The organism is Pseudoalteromonas sp. SG44-1 (assembly GCF_014164315.1).
Classification (GTDB): domain Bacteria; phylum Pseudomonadota; class Gammaproteobacteria; order Enterobacterales; family Alteromonadaceae; genus Pseudoalteromonas; species Pseudoalteromonas rhizosphaerae.
Map to the genome: position 1 here is coordinate 1 of NZ_JACJEW010000186.1, position 1,110 is coordinate 1,110.

The window sequence follows — 1,110 nt, forward strand, 5'->3', positions numbered from 1 at the left end:
GTGATCTAAATCCACCGTTAGCTAATTAAAATAAAGGTCAAAATAGACAGTCCAATGGCGCGACGACAGGTTTTTCTTGAAGGAATGGCAAACAACGTGGTTTTATAGAGCCGCTTTACTGAGGTAAAAAGCGAAATTTTACGGTCAACAAAGGCATGAAAAAACTGATCTTACAGGTTCAAACGAAAGTAAACTCCCAATACAACTATATTGCTTAGTTCATAATATAGAAAAGCTGCAAACAGGCTGCACTAAAACCACTTAAGCCGTAATATAGCCAGTAAACCAACTGGAATACCCGCCAAAACGCCCCTTAAAGCAACAGTAAACCCTCTTTTTCATATTTTACGTAAAATCGAAGTAACCGATTGAATCAAAATAGGAACTCGGCTATGGTTAATGCATCAATAAAAATAAATTAAAAACGAGTTATTCTACAGCCTCGTTAGGGTTACTTGGAGATTTAGTGGAAAATTTAAAGGTGAAGCTCATCGAATTAGAAGAGCATTTATTTAAGGCTGAGACTAGGGCTTCATACGGCGAATTGGATGAACTAATTGCGGATGAATTCACTGAAATTGGTGGTTCTGGAGTTCGATTTGGAAAAAAAGAAGCTCTGGAGCGTCTGCCATCAGAAGTACCTCCTAAGATCAGTGCATCTGAATATGAATTGAGACATTTAGCGCCAAAATGTGCCCAGTTACTTTATAAAGCTGTAATGGTAAAAGGTGGTGAGACAACCGCTATTTACTCATTACGATGTTCAATATGGTCTCTGATAAATGGGAGGTGGCAAATGATCTTCCATCAGGGCACTTTATGTAAAGCATTTGAGTAGTAACCCTAATAATGCCATTAATTAAGCTCCCGACGCTCCTACCGTCTCGCGGCTTATGGCGGCGTTGAGGCTGTAGAATTACTCTTTTTAGGAACTGGTTCTACACAATTGACTTGATTGTTTTTTGACCTTGAACCCACAGGGTTACTGTGATCTAATAGATATTATTCACCCACGGTAAATTGTTATGGCCAACTACAAGCCAGACTTATCCTGCCAAAATAAATTCATTCCAATCAATTTTGCTGAGCAAATATTGCCAGGTACATTTG

Annotated in this window: 1 protein-coding gene; it reads left to right on the forward strand. The window is 38.7% G+C overall.

Annotation, left to right across the window (positions count from 1 at the left end):
- Positions 1-466: 466 nt before the first annotated feature.
- Entirely contained in the window at positions 467-838 is a 372-nt protein-coding gene (locus H5187_RS23645; RefSeq protein ID WP_182762844.1) for a DUF4440 domain-containing protein, read from the forward strand.
- Positions 839-1,110: the final 272 nt, after the last annotated feature.